The following is a 20,628-nucleotide window of genomic DNA, read 5'->3' on the forward strand; positions in this document are numbered from 1 at the left end:
AGGCTTATTGGCGCTTGGCTTCCAGCACCCCTTTCACCTCGCGTATCACCGTCAGCGCCTTCTGCAGCTGGGCGGTAGAGGCGATTTCGGCGGTGAACGCCATCCGCGCATGGGCCTTCGCACTTTGCGTGCTGACGCCGATGACGTTGATTTTCTCGCGCAGGAACACTTCCGAGATATCCCGCAGCAGGCCCTGGCGGTCGCTTGCCAGCACGAAGATGTCCACCGGGTAGACGGTTTCCGCTTCCTGTGCGCCCCAGGTGGTCTGGATCACCCGCTCCGGCGCCTTGATGCGCATCTCGGCGAAGTTCTTGCAGTTTTCGCGATGGATAGAGACGCCCTTCCCACGCGTGATGAAGCCGACCACGGGATCGGGCGGCGCCGGCTTGCAGCACTTGGCCAGCTGCGTCATCAGGCCGTCGGTGCCGACCACCAGTACGCCTGACTTCCCGCCGTGCACCACGCTGGAGGCGCGGCTCTTACGGGTTATCGCGGCTTCCTCGAATTCGGTGCTGTGTTCGAGCGATTTGATGCCGTGGTCGTCGTGCAGCGCCTGTTCGACGTGGCGCAGGCTGAACTCATCCTTGCCTAACGCCAGCAGCAAATCTTCCAGCTTGGCGAATTCCAGCTTGCGCGCCAGCTCTTCCAGGTTGACCGCGGTCTTGCCCTCGCGCTGCAGGGTCTTGTCCAGCAGGCTGCGGCCGGTGGCCAGGGTCTCCTGCTGTTCGATGGCGTTGAACCAGGCGCGCACCTTGGAACGGGTACGGGCGCTGGCGGCGTAGCCCGGCGTCAGCCAGTCGCGCGAGGGACCGGAGCCGCCGGGAGCGTTCTTGGCGGTGATGATTTCCACCGTCTGGCCATTCTTCAACGGCGTGTTCAGCGGCACCATGCTGCCGTCCACCCGCGCGCCGCGGCAGCGGTGGCCGACGTCGGTGTGCAGGTAATAGGCGAAATCGATAGGCGTGGCGCCGCTCGGCAGTTCGATCACGCGCGCTTGCGGCGTCAGCACGTAGATGTGGTCGTTGAGGGTAGCCTGCTTGAGTTTTTCCAGCCACTCGCGGCGGCTGTCCTCATGCTCCACCACCGCATCCACCACTTCGCTTTTCCAGGCCAGCAGCTGACGCAGCCAGGCGATTTTCTCGTCGTATTTCTGCGCCGAGAAATTGGAGCTGCCAGATTCCTTGTAACGCCAGTGCGCCGCCACCCCGTATTCGGCGAAATGGTGCATTTCATTGGTGCGTATCTGCACTTCGAGGGCGCGATCGTCATCGGCCAGCACCACCGTATGCAGCGACTGATAGCCGTTCTGCTTCGGACGCGAGATGTAGTCGTCGAACTCTTTCGGGATCGGCACCCAGATATTGTGCACGATGCCCAGCACTGTGTAGCAAGTCTTGACGTCGTCGACGATCACGCGGAAAGCGCGGACGTCGTAGAGTTCGGAAAAATCCAGGTCCTTGCCTTGCATCTTGTTCCAGATGCTGAAGATATGCTTGGGCCGTCCCGAGACTTCGGCCTTGATGTCGGCCGCCGCCAGCTCGCTGCGCAAACGCGTGATAGCGGCATCGACAAAGCCTTCGCGCTCGATGCGGCGCTCTTCCAGCATCTTGGCGATGCGCTTGTAAGTAACCGGATCGATGAAGCGGAACGACAGGTCTTCCAGCTCCCACTTGAGCTGCCAGATGCCGAGGCGGTTGGCCAGCGGCGCATACAGGTCCAGCGTCTCGCGCGCATACTGGCTGGTGCGCTCGTTTTCCATTTTTTGTTCGGAAAAATAGCGCAGCGCGGTGACGCGCGAAGCCAGCCGCACCAGCACCACCCGCATATCGGTGGCCATCGCCAGCAGCATCTTGCGCAAGGTTTCCACCTGGCTGGCGGCCTGCTGCGCGGCGTTCTTGCCGCGCATGACTTCCTGCGGCAAGCCGAAGGTAAAGCCGTGCAGGCGCATCAGCTGACGGATGCCGCTGACCAGGTCGGAAATTTCCTTGCCGAAGCGCTGCTCGATGGTGTCGGCATAGCTGGCGTCCAGCAAGGGCAGCTCGAACAGCAAGGCGGCGATGCGGGTTTCGACATCGGTATCGAGCAAGGCCAGGATGCTGGCCACGCCTTGCGAAAAATCGAGCGTGCTCTGACCGGTAGTGATGACATTATCGGCGTACAGCGGTTCGACGAACGCCAGCGCGTCCAGCACGCGCGCGCTATCCGCCGCACTCAGGCCGGCGGTGCACAGCTGGATTTGCGTAGCGCGTTGTGTTGCAGTGAGCGAAACCATGCTTGCATCTTTATTTTTGCGCGGCGACCACGATAATTTCTATCAGGATTTCAGGACGCGCGAGTTTAGCTTCTACCGTGGCCCGCGGCGGCGCATTGCCGGCGGCGACCCACTCATCCCAGACCAGGTTCATGCCATCGAAATCCTTGACGTCGGCCAAGTAGATCTGGCAGGACAGGATGTGATGCTTGTCGCTGCCGGCTTCGGCCAGCAGGCGGTCGATATGGCCGAGCGTCTCGCGCGTCTGGCCTTCGATGTTCTGGGTGGTGTCTTCAGCCAGTTGCCCGGCCAGGTACACGGTACCGTTATGGATGGCGACTTCCGAAAGTCTCTTGCCGACATGCAGGCGCTGGATAGTCATGAATCATCTCCTATAAGAATAAATGGCAAAAAATCAGCCGAGCAGAAAATCGCTGACAATTTCAATCTGATCGGTATGCAGCAAGGTAGGCGCATGGCCGACCCCGGCCAGCTCCACCAGCTTGGCCTTGGGGCCACACTCCGTCATCAGCCGCGCCGTCTCCGGCGACAGCAGGTCCGACTGGGCGCCGCGCAGCAGCAAGGTCGGGCAGCTGATCGCCTTGTAGGCGTTCCACAGCAGCGTTTCCGACAGCTTGAAGATTTCCGGCGTGGTCGACTTGAAAGGCTCTGCCAGTTTCAAATCGTAGTGGCGGGTCCACTCGCCGCCGGCATTCTGATGCAGCACGTCCGCCGCCAGCTTGCGCCATTCGGCGTCGGTGTGCGGGCCGAACGATGCCGAGATGGCGCGCACGTAGGCGGCCGCTTCGTCAAACGTGGGAAAGCGCATATCGGCGCCGATGTATTCGCCGATGCGCCCCATCGCATCCGCATTCAGGGTCGGGCCGACATCGTTCAAGACCAGCTTGCGCAAGGGATTGTCCGGCAGCGAGGCCAGACCGATGCCGATCAGGCCGCCCATCGAGGTGCCGACCAGGTCGACGGTTTCGGCGTTGAGCCGGGCCAGCAAGGTGACCACGTCGTTCAGGTATTGCGGCAGCACATAGTATTGCGGATCGCGCAGCCAGCCGGAACGGCCGCGCCCCACCACGTCCGGACAGACCACCCGGTAGGTATCGCATAGCGCGCGCGCCAGCTGGTCGAAATCGTCCGAGACGCGGGTGACGCCGTGCAGGCACAGCAATACATTCGGATTATGCGGATCGCCCCACTCCTGGTAGGCCATTTTGTGCAAGCCGGCGGGAGAAATGCATTGAACAGACTTGTGCGCGGCGATGGTCATCGGTACCCCGTTTCGGTTAAGGCTTGCTGGACGGCGGCAAACAGCTGCGGGCAGCGCGTTTGCTTTGCGGATATACAACATCTTATCGCATATGGCCCCTCCCTTGCACCTTACCTTGAACATTAGGGATGCATCCGGGCAGCACAAAGAAAAAGCGGCGCCTGACAAATGTGTCAGACGCCGCCTTTTTGGAACGCCGGCCAGGCCGGCATCCTCCCGATCTTAGTGCAATGCGCTCAGATCCAGCTCCGCTCCGGTTTGCGCGACGATATCTTCGCGGCTGACGCCCGGCGCCAGCTCGATCACCTTCAGGCCCTGCGGCGTCACGTCCAGCACGCCCAGGTCGGTGATGATGCGGTTGACCACGCCGACGCCGGTCAGCGGCAGGTTGCAGGCTTCCAGTATCTTGTGCGAAGTCGTGCCGTCCTTGGCCTTGGCCACGTGCTCCATCAGCACCACTACACGGCCGACGCCAGCCACCAGGTCCATCGCGCCGCCCATGCCCTTGACCAGTTTACCCGGAATCATCCAGTTGGCCAGATCGCCATTCCTGGACACCTGCATGGCGCCCAGGATCGCGATATTAATCTTACCGCCGCGTATCATGGCGAAGGAATCGGCGGAACTGAAATAAGCCGATCCTGGCAAGGAAGTCACGGTCTGCTTGCCGGCGTTGATCAGGTCGGCGTCGACCTTGTCTTCGGTCGGAAACGGACCGATGCCGAGCAAGCCGTTTTCCGACTGCAGCCAGACTTCGATTTCCTTAGGTACATGGTTGGCAACCAGGGTCGGCAAGCCGATGCCGAGGTTGACGTAAAAACCATCTTGCAATTCCTTTGCCGCGCGCGCGGCCATTTCATCACGTGTCCATGCCATTTTGTTCTCCTGGTCTGGTTTATTCTGCTGGGCGAACGGTACGCTGTTCGATACGCTTTTCCGGTGTCGCATTGACTACGATGCGGTGCACAAAAATACCCGGCGTATGGACCTGGTCCGGATCGATCTCGCCTACTTCGACCAAGTGCTCGACTTCCACCACGGTGATTTTCCCGGCCATGGCGACGTTCGGGTTGAAGTTGCGGGCGGTCTTGTTGAACACCAGGTTGCCGCTGCGGTCAGCCTTGTAAGCCTTGACCAGGGACACGTCGGCCACGAGCGAACGCTCCATCACATACTTGGCGCCGTCGAAGTCGCGGATTTCCTTGCCTTCCGCAACCAGCGTGCCGACCCCGGTCTTGGTAAAGAAGGCAGGGATACCGGCGCCGCCGGCGCGCAGCTTTTCCGCCAGCGTGCCCTGCGGAGTGAATTCCAGCTCAAGTTCGCCAGCCAGGTATTGCCGCTCGAACTCCTTGTTCTCGCCGACATACGAAGCGATCATTTTCTTGATCTGGCGGGTGGTCAGCAATTGCCCGAGGCCAAAGCCGTCGACGCCGGCGTTGTTGGAAATCGCCGTCAGCTCTTTCACGCCGGAATTGCGCAGCGCCAGGATCAGCGCTTCGGGGATGCCGCACAGGCCGAAACCGCCTACGGCGATGGTCTGACCATCCTTGACTATGCCGGCCAACGCGCTTGCCGCGTCAGGATAAACTTTGTTCATGCCTTGCCTCCTGTTTGTGTAAACTAGCTATTATTGCTATGCCCTTGGTCTGTTAGCATATGATGAAGTAACACATCCAACAATACCGTAAAACTACGAACTCAAGCTGCAGCCAGTGCCATTGCCTAATTCTGCTATCGATTACCAGACCATTTTCGCCCATGCGCCGATAGGCATGTGCGTTTCCGAACGCCGCATCATGCAGGTGTGCAACCTGGCCCTGACTCGCATGTTCGGCTACCAGCCGGAGGAATTGAACGGTCAGTCGTTCCAGCTACTGTACCCGACCCAGGACGAGTTTGAACGCACCGGCGCGCGCATCGTGCCTATCATGAACGCCAAAGGGATCTATTCCGACGAGCGCATCATGCGGCGCGCCAGCGGCGAGTTATTCTGGTGCCATGTCACCGGCCACGCGCTGGTGCCGACGGACACCCACGCGGCAGGGATCTGGACTTTTGAGGATTTGAGTGAAAAACGCCGGGCTTCGGCCGTGCTGTCGCCACGCGAACGCGAGATCGCGGCCTTGCTGGTAGAGGGTAAGACCAGCAAGCTGATCGGCAAGCAGATCGGCCTCAGTCCGCGCACGGTGGAAATGCATCGGGCCAACCTGATGAAGAAATTTGCCGCATCGACGTCCAGCGAACTGGTGCACCGCCTGCTCGGCATTACGCAGGCAGAGCGGGTTTAACGAACGCTCAGACTGGCGCAGCAGGATTGCTCAGCAACTGGCGCAGATCATCGGGCAAAGGCATGGATTTTTCCAGGTCGAAATTGACCCAGACAATTTTTGCCGTACCTTCGGCGAACACCACGTCCGGCATGTCGGCGCGGCGGATTTCGTAGCTGGCCTCGAAACTGGAGCGGCCGACGGCGCCGATATAGGATTTGACCTCGACTTCGCAGGGGTATTTCAATTGACGCAAGAAACTGCACTGCGCATTGACCAGCACCGGCCCGTGGCGGGAATCGAAATCGCTGCCGAGCTCTTGCAGCCATTCGATGCGCGCCTGTTCCATATAGCGGAAATAGATCGTATTGTTGACGTGGCCAAGCGCATCCATATCGCCCCAGCGCATCGCGATCCGCGTGGTGTGGACGTGTTTTCTGGTTTCCATTATCTCAACTTTCGTGAATACTGCCATGATCTACCCTCAGCCGGCTGCAAGCAGCATCGGCCCGGTGCGTTGCTCAACATGCGAGGAACAACACTAACCGCAGACGAAGCCTAGCATTCTGCCGCAAAATCCCCGACAATTAGCACATCCGTTCGAAAAATTAATTATAGGTAAAGAGACAATGACTCCAACCCCAGGGCAGAACCAGCAGAATTTCCTAGAACAATACGGTCCGCGCGAAGCGATGGAATACGATGTAGTGGTGGTCGGCGGCGGCCCCGCCGGCCTGGCGGCCGCGATCCGCCTCAAGCAGCAAGCCACCGAACAAGGACGCGAAGTGTCCGTCTGCGTACTGGAAAAAGGCAGCGAAATCGGCGCCCACATCCTGTCCGGCGCGGTGATGGACCCGCAGGCGCTGACCGAACTGCTGCCTAACTGGAAAGAACTGGGCGCACCGCTGACGACTGAAGTCAGCGAAGACCGCTTCCTGTTCCTGACCGAGAAAAAAGCCTACAAGACGCCTAACTGGATGCTGCCAGCCTGCTTCCAGAACCATGGCAATTACGTCATCTCGCTGGCGAATGTGGTGCGCTGGCTCGGCCAGCAGGCTGAACTGCTGGGCGTGGAAATCTTCCCCGGCTTCCCGGCTGCCGAAGTACTGTACAACGAAGATGGTTCGGTCAAGGGCGTCGCCACCGGCAACATGGGCGTGGACCGTCACGGCCAGCCTACCGACGCCTTCCAGCTCGGCATGGAACTGCACGCCAAGTACACCCTGTTCGCCGAAGGCGCGCGCGGCCACCTCGGCAAGCAGCTGATGGCGAAATTCGACCTCAACAAAGGCAAAGATCCGCAGACCTATGCGATCGGCATCAAGGAACTGTGGGAAATCGATCCCAAGCTGCATCAGCCAGGCCTGGTGGTGCATACCGCCGGCTGGCCGCTGGATACCCAGACCTATGGCGGCTCCTTCCTGTATCACCTGGAAAACAACCAGGTCGCGGTCGGTTATGTGGTCGGCCTGGCTTACGAAAACCCCTACCTGTCGCCTTACGAAGAATTCCAGCGCTACAAGACGCATCCGGAAATCAGCAAATTCTTCCAGGGCGGCAAGCGCATTTCCTACGGCGCCCGCGCGATTACCGCTGGCGGCTTGCAGTCGCTGCCCAAACTGACCTTCCCGGGCGGTGCGCTGATCGGCTGCGACGCCGGCTTCCTCAACGCCAGCCGTATCAAGGGCAGCCACGCCGCCATCAAGACCGGCATGCTGGCCGCCAACGCTGCATTTGAAGCCCTGGGCAACAACCGCCAGTTCGATGAGCTGAGCGCCTACAGCCAGGCATTCGAGCAGTCCTGGCTACACGAAGAACTGCACAAGGCGCGCAACTTCAAGCCATGGATGAGCAAGGGCCTGTACCTGGGCACCCTGATGGTCGGCATCGACCAGGTGGTGTTCGGCGGCAAGGCGCCGTGGACCCTGCGCCACACCCATGCCGATCACGAATGCCTGAAGCCAGCCGCCAACTACACGCCGATCAAGTATCCGAAGCCGGATGGCAAGCTGACCTTCGACCGCCTGTCGTCGGTGTTCATTTCCAACACCAACCATGCCGAAGACCAGCCCATCCACCTGACCCTGAAAGATCCGAACGTGCCGGTCAACGTCAACCTGCGCGACTATGCCGGACCGGAAGCGCGCTACTGCCCTGCCGGCGTGTATGAGTTCGTCACCAATGAGGATAATACCGAACGCCTGCAGATCAATGCGCAGAACTGCGTGCATTGCAAGACTTGCGACATCAAGGATCCGACGCAGAATATCGTGTGGGTGACGCCGGAAGGCGGCGGCGGTCCGAATTATCCAAATATGTAATTCCATCCCAAAGGCTGCGCATGCAGCCTTTTTCATACCTATCCGATGACAAGCTGGCGCGGCAGACACAATTACCCGGCACGCAGGTTGAGTGAACGTACACTCAACCTCCTGCTGCTCAATGGCCTCTTCGCCAAATTGAGCTATCGGCTTGGTTTGCACGGCAAGCTAGGCGTATCGCACTACGCCGTGGAACTGGAAGCGGGAAAAAGACTAACCACGCCGCTGCGCATAGGATTTGCATCTGATTTCCACGCCGGCCCGACTACCAGCCCACGGATATTTGCAGATCTCTTCGATGAAATCGATCGCCAGCAGCCAGACGTACTGTTGCTAGGCGGGGATTTTGTTTCCGGGCATGCGCATTATGCGCAGGCGCTCACAGCAGGATTGGCTGCCATCCAGCCCCGCTACGGGAAATATGCGGTCATGGGAAACCACGATCTGTGGACGAACGATGCGCAGCTGTCTGCGATTCTGGACGAAGCTGGCGTAGAGGTTTTGATCAACCGCAATCGTCCGCTGCCGGCGCCCTATGAAGCCGTCTCGATCTGCGGCCTGGACGATCCTTGGACCGGCACGCCGGATATACATCGAACGGTCGGCAATGCCAGGGAAATACGCATACTGCTGATGCACGCGCCCGACGGCTTGCTGCTGCTGGAGGGCCAGCGCTTCGATCTCAGCTTCGCCGGGCATACGCATGGCGGCCAGGTCGCCTTCGCGGACGGCACGCCCGTCCTCGTGCCGCACGGACCGCTTTGCCGGAAGTACCACTTTGGCCGCCACCAGATAGAGCACAACGGCAGTCTGATCGTGAGCCGCGGCGTAGGATGCAGCACTTTGCCGATCCGCCTGAATGCGGATCCGGAGCTGGTGATCTGTACGGTGTACTAAGAGATACCAATGTAGGGTGGGCACCTGTGCCCACGCGGATGCGGTCCGCTGCCAAGTAGGTAAAAAAACTTGCCTACCCTACGATGCTTAAGACAGCTTCCAATCGCCGGCGACGATTTTTTCAAGCCAGAAAGTGCCGATCACGGTTTTGACGTCGGTAACCTTACCTTCCCTCACCCAGTCCAGCATATCCGTCAGCCGCGCCTTGAAGACGTCCAGGAATTCGCCGTCGTCGAGCTTGCGTTCGCCGGCCACCAGGCCGCGCGCCAGGAACAGCTCCAGATGCTCGTCGGAATAGGCGATGGCGTTGTGGATGGTGCAGACGTGCTGCCACTCGGTGGCGGTATAACCGGTTTCTTCCAGCAGTTCGCGCTTGGCGCAGCTCAGGTGATCTTCGCCTTCGTCGATTTTTCCGGCGGGATATTCAATGAACACTCGTTCCAGCGGATAGCGGTATTGCCGCTCCAGCAGCACCGTACCGTCTTCGAACAGGGGAAGGATGACGACTGCGCCGGGATGTTTGATGTATTCGCGGGTAGTGGCTTTGCCGTCAGGCAGTTCTACCTTGTCGCGCTGCACTTTGAGGAAGTGGCCGTCGTAGGCGACGGCGGTGGCGATCCGGGTTTCTTTCAGGTGACTATCCATGCAAACGCTCCGGCGAAATGGTGGCAGATGAAACAAGCAGACTGATATGGGATTGTAATGCCTGGGCGCGCAGGCTGTGCCGCGCAGCATATGAGGCGATGCAGGGGGAAGATACCTCCCCACCCTGCTTCAGCGATGCTTCTTCAGATAGCGCAGCACGTAGCCGGGATAGGCCAGCACCAGGAACATGCAGCCGGTGACTGCATAGAATTCCCAGCCTTGCGTGAAGGCGTTGCCGATATTCGCTTCCAGCACATGGGCCAGCAAACCGACCAGCGCATACAGGGCGAGCAGCTCCAGCAGGCGCACCCAGATCGGCTTGACCGCCGCCTGGCCGCCGGACTTGAGCGGCACCAGCGCGAACAAGCGTTCGTTAAAGAACGGCAGGTTCGCCGCCAGCAGCGCTAGCAGGATGACGAACAGGCTGGAGAGCGAAACGTTCACGCTGTTACGAGGTAACGCGGGCGATGAAACCGGCCAGGGTGCGGACGATCGCCAGGTTGCTGGCATCCATCAGCAAGCCGGGCCACAGACCCAGCACCAGCACCGAAATGCCGTTCAGGCTGAGCAGCACGCGCACATCGGCATGGGCTACGATAGGTGCACGGTCTTGCGGCTCGTCGAAGTACATCATCTTGATCACGCGCAGGTAGTAGAAGGCGCCGATCAGCGAGAACAGCACAGCCACCACTGCCAGCCAGATCTGCTGGGTGCCGATCACGGCCTGCAGCACCGACAGTTTGGCGTAGAAGCCCATCAGCGGCGGAATGCCCGCCAGCGACAGCATCAGCACCAGCATCACGCCGGCAAACCAAGGGCTGCGCTGGTTGAGGCCTTTGAAGTCGTCCATGTTTTCTGCTTCGAAACCGGCACGCGACAGCAGCATGATGACGCCGAAGGTACCAAGCGTGGTCATGACATAGGTAATCGCATAGAACAAGGCCGAGCTGTAGGCATTGGAGGTCGAGAACAGATTGTTGTCGACGATGCCGCTCAACAGGCCTAGCAGCATGAAGCCCATGTGCGAGATGGTCGAGTAAGCCAGCATGCGCTTGATGTTGGTCTGCGCAATCGCGGTGATGTTACCGATCGCCATCGACAGCACCGCCAGCACGGTCAGCATCTGCTGCCAGTCGACTGCCAGCGGCAATAGCGCCTCCACCAACAGGCGGAAGCAGATCGCAAAAGCCGCCAGCTTGGGTGCGCCACCCAGCAACAGGGTAACCGCGGTCGGTGCGCCTTGATAAACGTCCGGCACCCACATATGGAATGGCACTGCGCCGAGCTTGAACGCCAGGCCGCAGACGATGAACACCACGCCGAATACCAGCACGGTATGGTTGATGTTGCCGGAATCCGCGGCGCGCGCCACTTCCACCAGGTCGAGCGAACCGGTGGCGCCGTACAGCATCGACATCCCGTACAGCAGGAAGCCGGACGCCATAGCGCCCAGCACGAAATATTTCATTGCAGCTTCAGTCGCGGAAGTATTTTCACGACGCAGAGCCACCATCGCGTACAGCGACAGCGACATCAGTTCCAGGCCCAGATAGATGCTGAGGAAGTTGCTGCCGGAAATCATCACCATCTGGCCCAGCAAGGTGAACAAGGCCAAAGGATAGAATTCGCCGCCCAGGTGGCCACCCACCATGTCGCGCGCGCTCACATAGCTGCGCGAGTACACCAGGGTCATAGCCACCGCCACATAGGAAACCAGTTTCAGCAGGCTGCTCAGCGGATCGGAAACGAACATATTGTGGAAGGTATAAACCGTCTCCCCGCTTTCGAATGCGCCCAGCGTCAATACAAAGCACACGGCCAGTACGGCCAGCGTCAGGTAATAGGTGATGTGGCGCTTGGCATCCGAAACAAACATATCGATCAGCAGCACGACCGAAGTCGCAATCAGCAGAAAGATTTCCGGATAAACAGGGATCAGATTCATGTTATTCATTTATTTGCCACTTATTTTTGTACGCTGCGCTTCTAGTCAGTTGAGGACAGAGCCGCACGGGTAGTGTAATTCGCCACGCTACGGCGACTCCTAAACACTCGCCGTGCGCCTCTGTCCCGCAATTTATTAATTTAACTTGGTGATCGCGACGTGCTTCAGCAGATCGGCCACCGATACCTGCATGGCATCGGTGAACGGCGCCGGATACAAGCCCATCGCGATGACGGCAATCGCCAGGACACCCAGCATGGCGAACTCACGCTTGTTCAGGTCCAGCATTTCTTTCACATGCGAATTGGTGACGGCGCCGAACACCACGCGCTTGACCAGCCACAGCGAATACGCTGCGCCCAGGATCAGCGCGGTCGCCGCCAGCAGGCCGATCCAGAAATTGAACTTGACCGCACCCAGGATCACCATGAATTCGCCGACGAAACCGGAAGTACCTGGCAAGCCGGAATTGGCCAGCGAGAACAGCACGAACAAGGCAGCGAAACGCGGCATGACGTTGACGACGCCGCCGTAGGCCGAAATTTCACGGGTATGCATGCGGTCGTACAGTACGCCGATACACAGGAACATTGCGCCGGAGACGAAGCCGTGCGAAATCATTTGCACGATGCCGCCCTGCACACCGATGTCGTTGAAGATAAAGAAGCCGAGCGTGACGAAGCCCATGTGCGCAATCGACGAATAAGCAATCAGCTTCTTCATGTCTTTTTGCACCAGCGCCACCAGACCGATATAGATCACAGCGATCAGCGATAAGGTAATGATGAAGCCGGCCAGGTAGTGGCTGGCGTCAGGCGTGATCGGCAGCGAGAAACGCAGGAAGCCGTAGCCGCCCAGCTTCAGCATGATGGCCGCCAGCACCACGGAGCCGCCGGTCGGCGCTTCCACGTGGGCGTCAGGCAACCAGGTATGCACCGGCCACATCGGCACCTTGACGGCAAACGCGATCAGGAATGCCAGGAAGATCAGGATTTGTTCCGACATGTCCAGCGGCAGCTGGTGCCAGGTCAGGATTTCGAAAGTGCCGGAATGGAAGTACAGGTACAGCAAAGCCACCAGCATCAGCAGCGAGCCCATCAGCGTGTACAGGAAGAACTTGATCGCTGCATACACCCGGTTAGTTCCGCCCCAGACGCCGACGATGATGAACATCGGGATCAGGGTGGCTTCAAAGAATACATAGAACAGCATGCCGTCCAGCGTGCAGAAGACGCCGATCATCAAGCCCGACAGGATCAGGAAGGCGCCCATGTATTGCGCGACCTTCTTCTCGATCACCTGCCACGCCGAGATCACCACCAGCACCGTGATGAAAGCGGTCAGCGGGATGAACCACAGCGAGATGCCGTCGATGCCGAGGTAATAATTGATGTTGAAGCGGTCGATCCATACCGACTTTTCAACAAACTGCATGCCCTGGAAACCGTTGTCGAACTGCCGCACGATCGGCAAGGTGACCACGAAGCTGACCGCTGCGCCCAGCAGCGAAAGCCAGCGCACCAGAGTTGGATTGTCGTCGCGGCCCACTGCCAGGACGAGGATACCAAACGCGACCGGACACCAGATCGCGAGGCTGAGAAGAGGGAAAGTTGACTGCATCATATGTATTATTTATCTACCTTGCTGAGTTTGCCGTGTGTGCTTTAGCAGCTTATTTGAACGGATACGGCATGAACCAAACCAGGAAACCCAGCACGCCGATGATCATCACGAACGCATAGTGATAGATGTAGCCGGATTGCCAGAGACGGGTGATCTTCGAGAACCAGTTGACCGCCTTGGCGCTGCCGTTGACGATCAAGCCGTCGATCAGGCCACGGTCGCCGGCATTCCACAAGCCGCGACCCAGCATGCGGGCGCCGCCGGCAAACACGATGTCGTTGAACTTGTCCATATAGTATTTGTTGTCGAGCAGCGTGAAGATCGGCAGAAACTTCTGCTTGATCGCTGCCGGCAGACGCGGATTGGCCATGTAGCAGTAGTACGCTGACGCTACGCCGGCGATCGCCAGCCACAGCGGCGCCGAGCCGAATGCGTGCGCGACCATGCCGATCGGGCCGTGGAAATCGCTGCGCAGTTCTTCCATCGCATGGTGAGCTTCGTTGACGAAAATCACATCCTTGAAGAAGCTGCCGAACAACATCGGTTCGATTGCAAAGAAACCGATGACGGCGGATGGAATCGCCAGCATGACCAGCGGCAGCGTCACCACCCAAGGCGACTCGTGCGGCTTCTGACCTGGGGCCAGGCCGTGATGCTCGTGCTCTTCTTCGGCCTCGTCATGATGGGCGTCGTGCGCATCGTGAGCAGCATGGGCGTCGTTGGCCGCATGCGCCGGCGCATGGTGGCCATGGTCATCGTGCGCCTTGCCGAAACGTTCTTCGCCATGGAACACCATGAAGTACATGCGGAAGGAATAGAAGGCGGTCACGAAGACGCTGGCCAGCACGGCGAAATAGGCAAAACCGGAGCCGAACAAAGTCGATGCATGCGCCGCTTCGATGATGCTGTCCTTGGAATAGAAGCCAGAGAAGAATGGCGTGCCGATCAGGGCCAGCGAACCGACCAGCGAAGTGATCCAGGTGATCGGCATGTATTTGCGCAGGCCGCCCATGTTGCGCATGTCCTGGTCGTGGTGCAGGCCGATGATCACGGAGCCGGCGCCAAGGAACAGCAAAGCCTTGAAGAAGGCGTGCGTCATCAGGTGGAACACCGCCACCGAGTAGGCTGAAGCGCCCAGCGCCACGGTCATGTAGCCCAACTGCGACAAGGTCGAGTATGCAACCACGCGCTTGATGTCGGTCTGGATCACGCCGAGGAAGCCCATGAACAGTGCCGTGATCGAGCCGATGATCAGGATGAAGGACAAGGCGGTATCGGACAGCTCGAACAGCGGCGACATGCGGGTCACCATGAAGATACCGGCGGTCACCATGGTCGCCGCGTGGATCAGTGCGGAAATCGGGGTCGGACCTTCCATCGAATCCGGCAACCAGACGTGCAGCGGGAACTGCGCCGACTTACCCATGGCGCCGATGAACAGGCAGATGCAGGCCACGGTCAGCAGCATCCAGTCGCTGCCCGGCAGGGTCAGTTGCGCCAGGATGCCCTTTTGCGCGAACACTTCGGTGTAGTTCATCGAGCCGGAATATGCCAGCAGCAAACCGATGCCGAGGATGAAGCCGAAGTCGCCGACACGGTTGACCAGGAAGGCTTTCATGTTGGCGAAGATCGCCGTCGGACGGGTGTACCAGAAACCAATCAGCAGATACGACACCAGGCCCACCGCTTCCCAGCCGAAGAACAGCTGCAGGAAGTTGTTGCTCATGACCAGCATCAGCATCGAGAAGGTGAACAGGGAGATGTAGGAGAAGAAGCGGTTATAGCCTTCGTCGTCCTTCATGTAGCCGATGGTGTAGATATGCACCATCAGCGAGACAAAGGTCACCACGCACATCATCATCGCGGTCAGGCTGTCGATCAGGAAGCCGACCTCCAGCTTGACGCCGCCGACCGTCATCCAGGTGTACAAGGTGCCATTGAACGTGGCGCCGTCGATCACCTGCAGCAAGGTCTGCATGGAAATGATCAGGGCGATCAGCACGCCCAGGATCGTGACCGTATGCGAGGTCTTGCGACCGACCAGATTGCCGAAGAATTTGGTACCGAATAAGCCCGCGATCGCGGCACCAGCCAGGGGTGCCAACGGTACGGCAAGAAGTAATTGTGGGTTAAGTTGCCCCGCCATGATGAACCTTATCTTTATTCGTTATTTGTTGTCTGCGTACTCTTCACATGCCTCGCCAGCCCTCGCCGGCAAGACAAACCTCGTCAACCCTTCAGGCTATCGAGATCCTCCACGTTGATGGTGTCCAGGTTACGGAACAACGCCACCAGAATCGCCAGGCCGATCGCCGCTTCAGCGGCAGCTACCGTGAGGATGAAGAAAACGAAAATCTGCCCTGCCGCATCACCCAGGTAATACGAAAAGGCGATGAAGTTCATGTTCACCGCCAGCAGCATCAATTCGATTGCCATCAGCAATACGATCAGATTCTTGCGGTTCAGAAAAATGCCGACGACGCCGATCGAGAACAGGATCGCGCCGAGGATCAGATAGTGAGCGAGCGAAAGTACCATGTTGCGTCCTTGTTATTTTTGTGGGGCTGGCGGCGCAGCCGGAGTGGCCGGAGCAACAGGCACGGCTGGTGCGATCGGATCCATCTTGGCTTCCGATTTCATCTTGACGATGCGCACGCGGTCGGTGCTCTTGACCTTGACGGCGGCCGAAGGCGCGAAATACTTGCTGTCCTTGCGGCGACGCAGGGTCAGCGCAACCGCAGCCACGATCGCCACCAGCAGGATCACTGCGGCGATTTCAAAGGCATACACGTATTCGGTGTAGATCAGCTTACCCAGTTCCTTGGTGTTGCCGATGTTGGCGGAGATCGCCGGCACGTCGGCGTCGCCGCCCTGGAAACCGTGGAATATGACGCCAGCCATTTCCAGCACGATGATGGTGCCGACCGTGGCTCCAAGCGGGAAGTAACCCCAGAATCCCTCTCGCATTTTCTCAATATTGACATCCAGCATCATCACCACGAACAGGAACAGCACCATCACGGCGCCGACATACACCAGCACCAGCACGATAGAAAGGAATTCAGCTTTGAGCAGCATCCAGATACCGGCTGCGGAGAAGAACGCCAGCACCAGGAACAGCGCAGAGTGCACCGGATTGCGGGCGGTGATAACGCGCAAGGCGGCCAGCACCAGCACCACCGAAAACGCGTAAAAAAGAAAGGTCTTAAATTCCATAATGGCCCAGAAAGTCGGCTAAAAAAGCTTCATTAATTACTAGAACTGCGTACTAGAACTGCGTCATTCCCGCGCATGCGGCAATCCATGTTAGTCAACAACCTGGATTCCCCACCTTGGTGCCCACGTTCGCGAGGATGACGGCATTTGACTAGCGATATGCAGCATCCGCTGCGCGTGCCGCAGCAATTTCAGGTTCGTAACGATCGCCCACCGCCAGCAGCATTTCTTTGGTGTAGTACAGATCGCCGCGTTTTTCACCGTGGTATTCCAGGATGTGGGTCTCGACGATCGAATCGACCGGGCAAGACTCTTCGCAGAAACCGCAGAAAATGCATTTGGTCAGATCGATATCGTAGCGCGTGGTGCGGCGCGAACCGTCGGCACGCTGTTCCGATTCAATCGTGATGGCCATTGCCGGGCACACTGCTTCGCACAGTTTGCAGGCGATGCAGCGCTCTTCGCCGTTCGGGTAGCGGCGCAGCGCGTGCAGGCCGCGGAAACGCGGCGACTGCGGCGTCTTCTCTTCCGGGAACAGTATCGTAATCTTGCGTGCAAACAGGTAGCGCCCGGTCAGACGCAATCCCTTGAGCAGCTCCAGCAGCATCAGACTGCCGAAAAAATCCTTGATGGCTTCCATTTACTCTATACCTTCCATTACTTCCAGATATTCCATGGACTTTGAATCCAGGCTGCGACGATCACCAGATACACGAGAATCAGGGGGATGAATACTTTCCAGCCCAGGCGCATGATCTGGTCATAGCGATAACGCGGGAACGAGGCACGCACCCAGATGAACACCGACAGCATGAAGAAGGTCTTCGCACCGAGCCAGATCCAGCCCGGGATCCAATCCAGCAGCGCCAGCGGCGAAGCCCAGCCGCCCATGAACAGCAGCGCCGTCAGGATCGACACCAGGATCATGTTGGCGTACTCAGCCAGGAAGAACATTGCGAACGACATGCCCGAGTACTCGATCATGTGGCCGGCCACGATTTCCGATTCGCCTTCCACCACGTCAAACGGGTGACGGTTGGTTTCGGCGATGCCGGAGATGAAATAGATCAGGAACACAGGCAGCAGCGACAGCCAGTTCCAGGACAGGAAGCCGACGCCATGATCGAAGAAATAGCCCTTGCTCTGCGCGTTGACGATATCGATCAGGTTCAGGCTGCCCGACACCATCAGCACGATCACGAGGGCGAAGCCCATCGAGATTTCGTAGGACACCATCTGCGCCGAGGCACGCATCGCGCCGAGGAAAGCGTACTTGGAGTTGGAAGCCCAGCCGGCGATGATCACGCCGTAGACTTCCATCGATGTGATGGCCATCACGAACAGCAGGCCGGCGTTGACGTTGGCCAGCACGGTTTCCGGACCGAACGGCACCACCGCCCAGGCCGCCAGTGCCGGCATGATAGTCATGATCGGTGCGATGAAGAACAAGATCTTGTTGGCGCGCGTCGGTACTGTTACTTCCTTCAGTAGCAGCTTGACGGCGTCGGCGATCGGTTGCAGCAAGCCGGCCGGACCAACCCGGTTAGGACCGATGCGGATATGCATCCAGCCGATCAGCTTGCGTTCCCAGTAAGTCATGTAGGCCACGCACAGCAGCAGCGGCACCAGCACGACGATGATCTTGATCAGGTTCCAGACCAGGGGCCAGAGGCCGCCGAGCAAGTCGGCGCCGGTGGCGTTGATGGCGGTGATGAAATGATCCATCATGCTTTCTCCACTACGATAGAACCAAACATCGCGCCCAAGGCTGCGGTCGAGGCATGCGAAGCGGCTACCCGCACCACATTTTCCGGCAAGGATGCGTCAATCGCTGCCAGCAGCGAAGCACTACCCTGCCCTTGCTTGACAGTCACGCGGTCGCCACCGGCGATGCCTAGTTTAGCCGCCAGCGCTGCTGGCAACCATGCTTGCGGCGCCTGGCCGTCCGCGGTTTCCTGCAGCGATGCCGCACGCCGGACTACGGCGTCGCCAAAATAGATAGGCACGTCGGCAATCCGTTCCAGCGCGCCGTCGGCGACTTGCGCTACAGCTTGCGGCTGCAGGTCGCTGATATTATTCAGGCCGGCTGCCTGCTTGGCCGCGGCGACTTCGCCGGTGCCCAGCACTTCGTCGCGGATCGCTTCCGAAGTGTCATAGTCGAAACCAGCCAGGCCCAGCAGGTTACCCAGCACGCGCAATACCTTCCAGGCAGGACGGGCATCGCCGGCAGGACGCACGGTGCCGTTGAAGCTTTGGGCGCGGCCTTCGCAGTTGACGAAGGTGCCGGAAGTTTCGGTGAACGGTGCGATCGGCAGCAGTACGTCGGCGTAATCGGCGCCATGCTTGTAAGCGGACAGTGTGACCACCATCTCGGCTTGCTTCAGCGCCGCAACCGCGACTTGCGGATCGAAGCTGTCCAGTTCCGGTTCAGCGTTCAGCAGCACATAAGCTTTGTGCGGTTGCGCGAAAATCTGTTGTGCGTTGCGGCCCTTGCCGGCAGCAGGCAAGGCATTTGCCCAGTAACCGCCGACGGTGTTGCCGGCTTCTGTCAGGTAACCGAACTTGGCGTCGGTCTGCTGCGCGATCCATTGCGCTACAGCGTGCAATTGCGACGCTTGCGGATGCTGCGCCGCTGCGTTGCCTAGCAATACTGCCTTGGCGTCGCCCGACAACAGGCTGGCCGCGGTCTGCTTGGCTGCCGCCGATGGCTCGACATGCTCGAAGCCGGCCGGCGCCGCCACGCTCTTGGCTTGCGCCACGGCGACCGCTACTTCGCCCAGCGCCGCCAGCCAGGCTGACGGTGCGGCGATGATCTTGTTGGCGACCGGCATCAGCAGGTCGTCGTCGGTGGCATGCAGGATACTCAGCTTGGCGCCGCGCTTGACGCTCAGGCGCATGCGGGCCGACAGCAAAGGATGATCCTTGCGCAGGAAGGAGCCGATGATGAAGGCACGGTTCAGCTGTGCGAATTCATTGATCGACATGCCCAGCCATGGCGTGACCTTGCCGTCCAGCGCGAAATCGGATTGGCGCAGGCGGAAATCGATGTTTTCGGAACCCAGGCCGCGCACCACTTTTTGCAGCAGCGACAGTTCTTCCAGGGTCGAATACGGCGTGCCGACAGCGGCGATTGCATCGGCGCCGTGTTCGTGGCGGATGTTGCGTAAACCGTGCGCGACATATTCCAGCGCGGTTTGCCATTCGACTTCCTGCCACTTGCCGTCTTGCTTCAGCATCGGCTTGGTCAGACGCTCGGCGCTGTTCAAGCCTTCATAGGCGAAGCGGTCCTTGTCCGACAGCCAGCATTCGTTGACGTCGTTGTTTTCCAGCGGCAGCACGCGCATCACCTTGCCGGACTTGACTTGCACCACCAGATTGGCGCCCAGGCCGTCATGCGGGCTGACCGATTTGCGGCGCGACAATTCCCAGGTACGGGCGCTGTAGCGGAACGGTTTCGATGTCAGCGCGCCGACCGGACACAGGTCGATCATGTTGCCGGACAGTTCGGAATTGACAGTCTTGCCGACGAAAGTAGTGATTTCGGAATGCTCGCCGCGGCCGACCATGCCGAATTCCATCACGCCGGCAATTTCCTGGCCAAAGCGGACGCAACGGGTGCACTGGATGCAACGACTCATTTCCTGCATGGAGATCAGCGGACCGGCGTCTTTCGGCGCCACTACACGCTTCTCTTCTTCGTAGCGGGACGACGATTTGCCGTAGCCGACCGCCAGATCCTGCAGCTGACACTCGCCGCCCTGGTCGCAGATCGGGCAATCCAGCGGGTGGTTGATCAGCAGGAATTCCATCACGCTCTTTTGCGCGGTAGTGGCCTTGTCGCTGGCGGTGCGCACGATCATGCCGGCGGTCACCGGCGTGGCGCAGGCCGGCAGGGCCTTGGGCGCTTTTTCCACCTCGACCAGACACATGCGGCAGTTGGCCGCGATGGAGAGTTTTTTGTGATAGCAGAAATGAGGAATGTAGGTGCCAATCTTGTTGGCAGCATCCATTACCATGCTGCCCTCTTGGACTTCCACTTTCTTGCCGTCTATTTCGATTTCAACCATGGCTTTTGCTTTTCTTGCCTAAGTGTTTTTACGCGCTATTTGCGCCGTACCTTACATAACCCTACCCGGCTACGTGCCCCGGTCATTCCCGCGAACGCGGGAATCCATCTTAGC

Annotated in this window: 19 protein-coding genes; 3 read left to right on the top strand and 16 right to left on the bottom strand. The window is 59.2% G+C overall.

The window, feature by feature from the left end; genetic code table 11:
* Positions 1–4: 4 nt before the first annotated feature.
* From BCF11_RS27045 to BCF11_RS27065, 5 genes are all read right to left on the bottom strand, one after another.
* Positions 5–2,272, bottom strand: a complete 2,268-nt coding sequence (locus BCF11_RS27045; protein ID WP_098497936.1) for a bifunctional (p)ppGpp synthetase/guanosine-3',5'-bis(diphosphate) 3'-pyrophosphohydrolase — start codon at positions 2,270–2,272, stop codon at positions 5–7.
* Positions 2,273–2,282: 10 nt separating this feature from the next.
* Positions 2,283–2,633, bottom strand: coding sequence for a RidA family protein (locus tag BCF11_RS27050; RefSeq protein WP_098497937.1), 351 nt, complete (start codon positions 2,631–2,633; stop codon positions 2,283–2,285).
* Positions 2,634–2,666: 33 nt separating this feature from the next.
* Positions 2,667–3,533: an alpha/beta fold hydrolase gene (locus tag BCF11_RS27055; RefSeq protein ID WP_098497938.1), complete on the bottom strand. Its 867-nt coding sequence runs from the start codon at positions 3,531–3,533 to the stop codon at positions 2,667–2,669.
* 222 nt (positions 3,534–3,755) lie between these two features.
* The gene (locus tag BCF11_RS27060) at positions 3,756–4,409 is read right to left on the bottom strand and encodes a 3-oxoacid CoA-transferase subunit B (RefSeq protein WP_098497939.1); all 654 of its coding nucleotides are present in this window, start codon (positions 4,407–4,409) and stop codon (positions 3,756–3,758) included.
* Between the two features lie 19 nt (positions 4,410–4,428).
* A complete protein-coding gene (locus tag BCF11_RS27065; RefSeq protein WP_098497940.1) occupies positions 4,429–5,130 on the bottom strand; it encodes a CoA transferase subunit A in 702 nt (233 codons plus the stop codon).
* Positions 5,131–5,245: 115 nt separating this feature from the next.
* On the opposite strand from BCF11_RS27065, the gene BCF11_RS27070 reads away from it, so the two are divergent.
* Entirely contained in the window at positions 5,246–5,821 is a 576-nt protein-coding gene (locus BCF11_RS27070; protein ID WP_369827878.1) for a LuxR C-terminal-related transcriptional regulator, read from the top strand.
* A 7-nt stretch (positions 5,822–5,828) separates the two neighbouring features.
* On the opposite strand, the gene BCF11_RS27075 is transcribed toward BCF11_RS27070, so the two are convergent.
* Positions 5,829–6,248, bottom strand: a complete 420-nt coding sequence (locus tag BCF11_RS27075; protein ID WP_098497942.1) for a thioesterase family protein — start codon at positions 6,246–6,248, stop codon at positions 5,829–5,831.
* Between the two features lie 181 nt (positions 6,249–6,429).
* Between BCF11_RS27075 and BCF11_RS27080 the strand changes: the two genes are divergently transcribed.
* Positions 6,430–8,121, top strand: a complete 1,692-nt coding sequence (locus tag BCF11_RS27080; RefSeq protein WP_098497943.1) for an electron transfer flavoprotein-ubiquinone oxidoreductase — start codon at positions 6,430–6,432, stop codon at positions 8,119–8,121.
* A gap of 45 nt (positions 8,122–8,166) precedes the next feature.
* Entirely contained in the window at positions 8,167–9,018 is an 852-nt protein-coding gene (locus BCF11_RS27085) for a metallophosphoesterase (protein ID WP_098497944.1), read from the top strand.
* Between the two features lie 87 nt (positions 9,019–9,105).
* On the opposite strand, the gene BCF11_RS27090 is transcribed toward BCF11_RS27085, so the two are convergent.
* From BCF11_RS27090 to nuoG, 10 genes are all read right to left on the bottom strand, one after another.
* Positions 9,106–9,663, bottom strand: a complete 558-nt coding sequence (locus tag BCF11_RS27090; protein WP_098497945.1) for an NUDIX domain-containing protein — start codon at positions 9,661–9,663, stop codon at positions 9,106–9,108.
* A gap of 129 nt (positions 9,664–9,792) precedes the next feature.
* Positions 9,793–10,107, bottom strand: coding sequence for a DUF2818 family protein (locus tag BCF11_RS27095; RefSeq protein WP_098497946.1), 315 nt, complete (start codon positions 10,105–10,107; stop codon positions 9,793–9,795).
* A 4-nt stretch (positions 10,108–10,111) separates the two neighbouring features.
* Positions 10,112–11,617: an NADH-quinone oxidoreductase subunit NuoN gene (gene nuoN, locus BCF11_RS27100; RefSeq protein ID WP_098497947.1), complete on the bottom strand. Its 1,506-nt coding sequence runs from the start codon at positions 11,615–11,617 to the stop codon at positions 10,112–10,114.
* A gap of 126 nt (positions 11,618–11,743) precedes the next feature.
* Positions 11,744–13,231, bottom strand: coding sequence for an NADH-quinone oxidoreductase subunit M (locus BCF11_RS27105; protein WP_098497948.1), 1,488 nt, complete (start codon positions 13,229–13,231; stop codon positions 11,744–11,746).
* A gap of 49 nt (positions 13,232–13,280) precedes the next feature.
* Entirely contained in the window at positions 13,281–15,377 is a 2,097-nt protein-coding gene (gene nuoL, locus BCF11_RS27110) for an NADH-quinone oxidoreductase subunit L (protein WP_098497949.1), read from the bottom strand.
* An 83-nt stretch (positions 15,378–15,460) separates the two neighbouring features.
* Positions 15,461–15,769, bottom strand: coding sequence for an NADH-quinone oxidoreductase subunit NuoK (gene nuoK / locus BCF11_RS27115; protein WP_098497950.1), 309 nt, complete (start codon positions 15,767–15,769; stop codon positions 15,461–15,463).
* Between the two features lie 12 nt (positions 15,770–15,781).
* Positions 15,782–16,447 (bottom strand): NADH-quinone oxidoreductase subunit J, encoded by a 666-nt coding sequence (locus BCF11_RS27120; protein WP_098497951.1) that lies wholly within the window; start codon positions 16,445–16,447, stop codon positions 15,782–15,784.
* Between the two features lie 151 nt (positions 16,448–16,598).
* Positions 16,599–17,087 (bottom strand): NADH-quinone oxidoreductase subunit NuoI, encoded by a 489-nt coding sequence (gene nuoI / locus BCF11_RS27125; RefSeq protein WP_098497952.1) that lies wholly within the window; start codon positions 17,085–17,087, stop codon positions 16,599–16,601.
* A gap of 17 nt (positions 17,088–17,104) precedes the next feature.
* Positions 17,105–18,172, bottom strand: a complete 1,068-nt coding sequence (gene nuoH / locus BCF11_RS27130) for an NADH-quinone oxidoreductase subunit NuoH (RefSeq protein WP_098498013.1) — start codon at positions 18,170–18,172, stop codon at positions 17,105–17,107.
* Positions 18,172–20,514: an NADH-quinone oxidoreductase subunit NuoG gene (nuoG, locus tag BCF11_RS27135; RefSeq protein ID WP_098497953.1), complete on the bottom strand. Its 2,343-nt coding sequence runs from the start codon at positions 20,512–20,514 to the stop codon at positions 18,172–18,174. The genes nuoH and nuoG overlap by 1 nt, the downstream gene beginning before the upstream one ends.
* Positions 20,515–20,628: the final 114 nt, after the last annotated feature.

Origin of the sequence: Collimonas sp. PA-H2 (assembly GCF_002564105.1) — a bacterium.
Taxonomy (GTDB): domain Bacteria; phylum Pseudomonadota; class Gammaproteobacteria; order Burkholderiales; family Burkholderiaceae_D; genus Collimonas.